This is a genomic window from Arcicella aurantiaca, assembly GCF_003148625.1.
GTDB lineage: Bacteria > Bacteroidota > Bacteroidia > Cytophagales > Spirosomataceae > Arcicella > Arcicella aurantiaca.
The window spans coordinates 137,387-144,955 of the sequence record NZ_QGGO01000015.1; the positions used below are offsets into that span (position 1 = coordinate 137,387).

Consider the following 7,569-nt stretch of genomic DNA (forward strand, 5'->3'; position numbering starts at 1 on the left):
TTATCAGTTATCAGTTATCAGTTATCAGTTATCAGTTATCAGTTATCAGTTATCAGTTAAAAACAGGGCAATTCTGAAATTAAAGTTCCAATAATTTGACTTAATTTTCACGATTTACTTCTTTATGGTTACTGTTAACTGTTAACTGTTCACTGTTAACTGATAACTGTTCACTGATTATTTATTGTCTATTAATCCACGTCCAGATTTTCGTATAATATTCTCTTTTTGTAATTTCTGAGAAAGTACGTCTAAAAGACCATTGACAAATTGTCCAGACTTTGGTGTTGAATAATTCTTTGCTAATTCAATGTATTCATTGATAGTAACTTTTACAGGAATACTCGAAAAATGAATCATTTCAGCTAATCCTAATTTCAAAATTAGTAAGTCGGTCATGGCTAAACGGTCGCCTTCCCAATTTTGAGTTTGGTCTAAAATGATTTTTTCGTAAGACTCTTCATTGTCTAAAACGTTGTTGAAAAGGTCTATGAAATAGAATTTATCATCTTCCCAATTCATTGCTAAGGGTTGTAAAGCAAGTTCTTCGATATTGGTAATCTTAAAAGTTTTTACAATCATACTTTTAAGAACCCCTTTATTTTCGTCCCAATTTAAGTCTTTTTCTTCAAAATAGTCCGTAATAGAATGATGTTTCAACACAAAAGTTTTAACAAGGTACACAACCAAAGCTAAATCTTCTTCAAAAGTATGTTTTGTGCTACGAAGGTACGACTGGAATTCGGTATCAGGCAAGATGCCGTCTAAGAAAAGTTTACGGAGGAGATTTTGGTCTTCGTCAGTCCAATTGACATTTCTACGGATTGACTCAGTTTCTAAAGCTTTAAGGTTTTTAAGTGCCTTTAACACACTATTTTCGGCTAATCTGGCTGTACGATAATCAGTTTCAACTAAACGGCGTTGTTCGTCCCAAACAGCAATTTCTGTAATTTCAAGCAACAAATTAAGCATTTTCAAATAGACATTGTAGATATTTTCTACTTCGTCCACCATTGTTTGCGTAATTTTTGCACGGTCTCTTTTTACGGCATCACGATATAGGAGAATATTCTTTTTTGCAGCATTTTTTGAATCTACTGGCACATCTTCGTCAGATTCCTTTTTGTTCAAGATTTCCTCATAATGCAATTCAGCCAACTTACGCAAGCCTTCAAGCTTGGGCATTTGTTGCTCTTTAGGAATCATTAAGTCAAGATTGGGAAGGAACGATTCTGAAATCAAATCGTAGTATAACTGATAGTCAGCTCGTTCGGCTGTGCGGAAAGCATAAAGGTTCTGGAAAGCCTTTGTTCGGAGAAGTCGTCTATTTACCATTTTGTACTTGAAAGAACGTTTTTTTTTAGACATGAACGGACTGTGTGTCCGTGTTACAAATAATGTTGCAAAATTAGTATTTTTTTAAGAAAATAGAGCTATTTTAAGTAAATTTATTGTGTTAAAGAAGTTTTTATAGTTAAGCATCTAAGACACAAAACCAAACGACACCTGATTTTAAATTGGGGTTAGTGGAATTAGCATTGCAACCACAGAATTATTAATTTTAATGCCTCAATGAACAATTGAAAGAATTGACACGTTCAATATTATATGAAATACCTAAAGCATCTCAACAAATACTTTCTGAAATATAAATGGTACTTAATTTTGGGTACTTTGTTTACTTTTATTTCCAATCTTTTCGGGGTTGTGCCTGCCCAAATTGTTCGGTACGCTCTTGATTTAGTGAAAGAAACCATTGATTTATATTTCCTTTTCGACGGGTTTAAACTCCAATCTTCTATTTACGAATTCTTCGCTTTTTCAATTCTGCTTTATGGATTGATGATTTTGGTGTTGGCTTTACTAAAAGGCTTTTTCTTATTCTTGGTTCGACAAACCTTAATTGTGATGTCCCGACACATTGAATATGATTTGAAAAACGAAATCTATCATCATTACCAAACCCTTCCTTTGAGTTTTTACCGTAAAAATAATACGGGAGATTTAATGGCTCGCATTTCGGAAGATGTTAATAAAGTTCGGATGTACGTTGGACCTGCTATCATGTACGGTTTGAACCTCATTACGGTATTTGTGCTTGTAGTTTGGTATATGCTTTCGGTGAACCAAAAACTAACTTGGTTTGTACTTTTGCCTGTACCGTTTTTATCGTTTAGTATTTATTTTGTGAATACGATAATCATGCGAAAATCGGAGCAAATTCAAGCTAATTTGTCTAAAATTTCTACTTTTACGCAAGAAGCCTTTTCGGGAATTAGGGTTTTGAAAGCCTTTGTGCAAGAAGAGCCTTCAACCGTTGCCTTCACGAAACAAGCCAATATTTACCGTGAAAAATCGTTGGATTTAGTGAAAGTTGATTCACTGTTTTCACCATTGGTTTCAGTTTTGGCAGGTTTAAGTTCGGTGATTGTGGTGTATGTGGGTGGCATGGAAGTGATGGCGGGACGTTTAACACCAGGAAGCATTACGGAGTTTATTATGTACGTCTATATGCTCACGTGGCCCATGATTGCCTTGGGTTGGACGGCTTCTCAAATTCAACGTGCAGCGGCTTCGCAACAACGAATTAATGAGTTTTTGAATGAGAAAACGGATATTATTTCCAAAGAAAATATCGTAAAAGACATTGCAGGAGATATTGAAGTAAAAAACGTAACTTTTGAATATCCTGATTCGGGAATTGTAGCATTAAAGGATTTCTCCATGCAAGTTTCTGCGGGAGAATCGGTGGCAATTTTGGGAACAACTGGTTCTGGTAAAAGTACGATTGCCAATTTACTTTGCAGAATGTATGATGTAAGCAATGGAGAAATAAAAGTTGACAATTATCCCATCAAAAATTTGAATGTAAATCACTTACGTTCGCAAATTGGTTATGTCCCGCAAGACGTTTTCTTGTTTTCAGATTCTATCAAAAACAATGTAAAATTTGGTAGTGAAAACATGACGGAAGAGCAAATTATGCAAGCCGCCAAAGATGCAGATTTGTATAATAATGTGATTGATTTTCCAGAAGGATTTGATACTGTTTTGGGAGAACGTGGCGTGACGCTTTCGGGAGGACAAAAACAACGACTTTCTATTGCTCGTGCCATTGCTCGTGAACCACGCATTTTGATTTTGGACGACTGTCTTTCGGCAGTAGATACTAAAACTGAAAATCAAATTCTTAACAATCTTCAAAGCATTATGAAGGGGCGTACTTCCGTGATTATTTCGCATAGAGTTTCATCGGCAAAATTAGCGGACAAAATCATCATGCTCGACGATGGTCATATTATCGAACAAGGCTCTCACGACGATTTGATGGAAGCAAACGGTGCCTATCGGGAATTGTATGATAAACAAATGGCGGTTGAAGATGTAAACGCATAGGAAACCAACATAAAAATAATAGAACACGGATTAAAAGGATTAGACACGGATATACAATTGTTAATCTGTGTCTAATCTTTTTAATCCGTGTTCCATTTATATTCCAATACTTACTCCAAAATCTTACTACTCAATCTCAACAATTCAATCTCCGTGATTTTGGCATTGTATTCAGCTTCAATTAGACGAGTTTCTGCGACTACTGCATTACGTTGAACTTCACGAAGTTCATACGATGTTGAGTTACCAACTTTGTATCTTTCAAAAGCAATGTCAATATTTTGGCGAGCAATTTTGTAATTTTCTGTCTCTAACTTAATCAATTCTAAAGCATTACGGTAGTTCAAATAGGTTCTTTCCAAAGCCGTATTTAATTGATTTCGTAAATCGCCTTCTTGTAAATTGGCTATCTCCTGTCCTATTTTAGCATTTTGGATTCTACGCTTTTGATTATAGCCATCAAAAATATTTATCGACGCTCTTAACCCATAATTGAACGCAAAATTTTGTAGTGACTTTGTAGCTTGTGGAGCTCCCGCACCGTTATTTGAAGAGTTATAGTTATACCCTGTAACAAGGTCAATTTGAGGTAATTGAGCAGATTTTTGCATTTTAACTTCCATTTCTGCCAAACGTTTATTCTGTTCCGCTAAAATCAATAATGGATTTTGTTTTACAGTGGCTTCTCTCAAAATGTCTAAGGAAAGTGTTTTATCGTAAGTAATGGTATCGTGAGTAGAAAAACCTTCTTGTAAGTTTCTAATCAACAATGAATTAAGACTAATTTTAGAGTTTTCTAAAGCTTGTTCCTGAGCGATAAGTGCGGCTTTATCTTCATTATAATCCACTTGTGCTGAAAGGAAATCCACCTTAGAACCTTGCCCAACCTCATAGCGGTCACGGGATAATTTTAGGCGGTCATTTGAAATTTCCAAACCTTGTTTCAAGTTTTTTACTCTTCTCGACTGACGAATAATATCATAATACGCATTGCTAACCTGAGCAATTGAGTTTTCTACGGCACTTTCAATTTGCGTAACATTTGTTTTTTGGAGTTCACGGAGGCGGTCACGAGCAATGAACATTCCTAAGCCGTCATATAGCGTCCAAACTGCATTTATACCTGCTCCTCCTGTATTATTGGCTACGCCCGACCGTTCAATTGTTGGCAAATTTGGGTCAAAAAGCCCAATCGTTACACTACTGATATTATAGTTTTTATTAGCAGAACCCGTTACGACGGGCAACATTCCTGCATTGCCACGAGTGTTATTATTATCGGCAATTTTCTGATTACTTTTCGCAATTTTGATGGCGTAATTATTTTCCAGAGAGATTCTTACGGCTTCATCAAGCGTTAAAACTCCTTGTGCTTCCACACGCATTACGAAACAGGTTGTAATTAGCAGTAAAACGTACTTCATTAATTATTATAGTTTTCAGTTGATGAAATGTTGATTACTCATTGAAAAGCATTATCTTTTCTTACCAATACCCTTAAAAGGCTTCCATTCTTTATTTTCTGGTTTTGAAGGATAATGTTTTTTCTTCTTTTTATCCAAACTTCCTGCATTATTGGGTACAGATTTATTAACGATGATTTTTCTTTCGTCGAATTCTTTGCCGTCCAAAGCCTCAATTGCCGCTTTTGCTTCTTCGTCATTTGGCATTTCAACAAAGGCAAAACCTTTATTCTGACGAGTGATTTTATCTATCACGATTTTGGCAGAATGTACTTCTCCAAATTCTCCAAAAATCTCTACCAATTTAGCCTCCTTCCATTTGAAAGGAATACTTCCTACATATATATCCATTTGATTTCTTATTTTTTGTTTTGCAAAGGTACTAATTCGGGATTAGTTATTGGAGATTGGGGATTGGTTTTTATATTTAGGTGGGGTTAGTTATTGGGATTTAGATTTCAGTATCCTTTAATTGGTGCAAGTCTGCGATTTCTATCTCACTGGTTCAAGCGTCCTCGCTTGAACTCTTATTTTTACCAACCAGTGCCAATGCTTACGCACGAGTGGATCTCTCACTGGTTCAAGCGTCCTCGCTTGAACTCTTATTTTTACCAGTGCCAATGCTTACGCACGAGTGGATTCAAGCGAGGACGCTTGAACCAGTGAGGTGAATAGTGTTTTTGCAAATGCGAAAATGATATTTATCTTTAAAAGATATACTTTTGTAGCAACCAGAAAGTACGAAAAGAATAGTACAATGCAAATTGACAAAGTGCCAAACAATACAAAAAATACGACAAAATTTTCGTATTTTTAGGAGTTAAGTGCAATGCTAAGAGGTAGTAAAACAATAAAAATCATCCAAAAATCAACTGAAAATCAAACAGTTGTACAAAAATTGATATTTTAAAAAAAACTATTACCTTTGCAAAATGAAATCATTAGATTTAGCACATATCGTAACACATTTCGTAAATCAAAAGGGCGATACAGTTTCTCACAAAAAGTTGCAGAAACTTATTTACTATATTGAGGCATGGAATCTTGTTCATCTTGAATCCCCATTATTAGATGAGGACTTTGAAGCGTGGGTTCACGGTCCAGTAGTACCCCAACTTTATCGTGAACTTAAAGAATTTGGCTTCAATAATTTAGAAGTTGTAAATGACCAATTCGACACAGTGGACAAAGAGATTGAATCTATCATTACAGATAATAATTTATCAGAGAATCAACTTGGACTTATTTATTCAGTCCTGAACAAATACAGTGGTCTATCTTCATTGGAGTTAGAACTTTTAACTCACAACGAAGCCCCTTGGATTGAAGCGAGACAAGGCTTTGCACCACACCAATCTTGCAACAATATCATTCCAAAAGGTAGAATGAGAGAATTTTATACTTCTTTGAATTAGACATGGCAAAAAATGACCCTAAAAAGACATATAATATTGCTGACCCACTAATACAACTTGACAAAATAATTAGCCAGCAAACAAAGTACAAACTTGGAGAGAAAGGTTATTCATTTTACGACATCAAACATTTAAAACCTGTTTTTGCATTTGATTACTTATCTCTTTCAGGTTCTGCATTGTGCTATAACTCCGATAAATTAGAAGTCAAAGATTATGTTGGATTATTAGAAGGACTAAAAAAAATATCTGCTATTACCTATAATGAACTAAAAGTAACGCCCAATTACAGATTTCATACCATTGATTTTGATGACAGAAAAGTATCTATTTCAAGAAAAGATTTTAAAACTATTCTAACTTTCAAGAACGAATTACTCAAAGATGAAGAGTTACCAAACCTTTATCAATTTGATTTGCAATATGTTCAAGCCGCAAGAGCTTGTGGTTTTCTTTATAAAGGAGTTTTTTATCTTGTATGGTATGACAGACACCATACCATTTACCCAAGAGATTAGCACGAAAAGCTCTGCACCCAACATGGGTAGCTATTTCCTTGGTTGGTAGAACCCACTTCGTCCCCATGTATGCGTGTACACACCATACATCGTGCGTCAGTAACTCGCCATATCGGTTCTTACTAATAATTTACCTATTCCAATGCTTACGCACGAGTGGATTCAAGCGAAGACGCTTGAATCAGTGGTTATGCACGAGTGAATTCAAGCGAGGACGCTTGAACCAGTGGGGATCTTCAACTCCCTCAGTTTGAAATCACACTGGTTCAAGCGTCCTCTCACTGGTTCAAGCGTCCTCGCTTGAACTCTTATTTTTACCAGTTTCCCACTTGTTCAAGCGTCCTCGCTTGAACTCTTATTTTTACCTGTTCCAATGCTTACGCACGAGTGGGATTCAAGCGAAGACGCTTGAACCAGTGGGATCATAGTACCAAAGATTTATTTTTCCCAAATGTTGTTCTTGCCTCAGTAAAGCAAGTTCTTGTTTGAAAAATTGAAACATTCCTTCATCTCTTTGAGATTCAAGGGATTTTGTCACTCTCCGCCAAGTAAACAAATGTAGTTGTAGCAATCGAATCAAAGTCCATTTACTAAATCGTTTGCCAAAGGTTTTATTTAATTCATTACATCGAAGATTAATATTTACAATTCCTAAAAGGGAAGATTCGATGATACTTTTTTTTCCTTTGGAGTCAATATACTGGGGCGACCACTACGTGCTAAATCTTTGAGACCTCGGGATTTATTATCCTCCCAGCGTTTAAACCAAAAAGAAAC

General features: G+C 35.7%; 6 protein-coding genes. 3 read left to right on the forward strand and 3 right to left on the reverse strand.

Annotated elements, in window-relative coordinates; genetic code table 11:
• Positions 1-177 precede the first annotated feature (177 nt).
• Complete coding sequence (nusB, locus tag LV89_RS14960) at positions 178-1,368, reverse strand: transcription antitermination factor NusB (protein ID WP_109743720.1); 1,191 nt, start codon at positions 1,366-1,368, stop codon at positions 178-180.
• A gap of 240 nt (positions 1,369-1,608) precedes the next feature.
• On the opposite strand from nusB, the gene LV89_RS14965 reads away from it, so the two are divergent.
• Positions 1,609-3,396, forward strand: a complete 1,788-nt coding sequence (locus LV89_RS14965; protein WP_109743721.1) for an ABC transporter ATP-binding protein — start codon at positions 1,609-1,611, stop codon at positions 3,394-3,396.
• A gap of 110 nt (positions 3,397-3,506) precedes the next feature.
• Here LV89_RS14965 and LV89_RS14970 read toward each other — a convergent pair whose 3' ends face one another.
• Positions 3,507-4,820 (reverse strand): TolC family protein, encoded by a 1,314-nt coding sequence (locus LV89_RS14970; protein WP_109743722.1) that lies wholly within the window; start codon positions 4,818-4,820, stop codon positions 3,507-3,509.
• Between the two features lie 51 nt (positions 4,821-4,871).
• Positions 4,872-5,210 (reverse strand): RNA-binding regulator, encoded by a 339-nt coding sequence (gene rbp / locus LV89_RS14975; RefSeq protein ID WP_109743723.1) that lies wholly within the window; start codon positions 5,208-5,210, stop codon positions 4,872-4,874.
• 581 nt (positions 5,211-5,791) lie between these two features.
• On the opposite strand from rbp, the gene LV89_RS14980 reads away from it, so the two are divergent.
• Both LV89_RS14980 and LV89_RS14985 read left to right on the forward strand, forming a co-directional pair.
• Complete coding sequence (locus LV89_RS14980; protein WP_109743724.1) at positions 5,792-6,274, forward strand: Panacea domain-containing protein; 483 nt, start codon at positions 5,792-5,794, stop codon at positions 6,272-6,274.
• Between the two features lie 2 nt (positions 6,275-6,276).
• Positions 6,277-6,792: a hypothetical protein gene (locus tag LV89_RS14985; protein ID WP_109743725.1), complete on the forward strand. Its 516-nt coding sequence runs from the start codon at positions 6,277-6,279 to the stop codon at positions 6,790-6,792.
• Positions 6,793-7,569: the final 777 nt, after the last annotated feature.